The sequence below is a fragment of the Serratia nevei genome, from assembly GCF_024160145.1.
Taxonomy (GTDB): Bacteria; Pseudomonadota; Gammaproteobacteria; order Enterobacterales; family Enterobacteriaceae; genus Serratia; species Serratia nevei_A.
In genome coordinates this window covers 1-297 of record NZ_JAMYWQ010000188.1, presented here as the reverse complement: position 1 = coordinate 297, position 297 = coordinate 1, and the positions used below count along the sequence as shown (strand labels likewise).

Below are 297 nucleotides of genomic sequence, written 5' to 3'. Positions count from 1 at the left end.
GCTATCTTACATCACTCACACGTAGTCCAGATAAAAGGAGAGAGCTATCGGCTGAAACAGAAACGAAAGGCCGGGGTTATAGCGGAAGCTAATCCTGAGTAAACAAGGTGGATCAATATTAAACCGTTGGTGGTGACGGTAAGTGGATCACTTTTTACCCGTTGTTGACATCGGTGGCTGACGACCTCGGCCATACCACCTCCCATAAAACCTCCCGTGGCCTGCATGCCCACTCTGTGTTGCTGTTTGCTCCTCATGAACAACAGGTTGTCGGTCTGATTGAACAGCATCGCTGGG

At 49.8% G+C, this 297-nt stretch carries 1 protein-coding gene; it reads left to right on the top strand.

Annotated features, from left to right (window positions below; translation table 11 throughout):
• The coding region (locus M6G53_RS25345) for an ATP-binding protein (protein ID WP_253335315.1) at positions 1-102 on the top strand (102 nt) is incomplete at its 5' end.
• Positions 103-297: the final 195 nt, after the last annotated feature.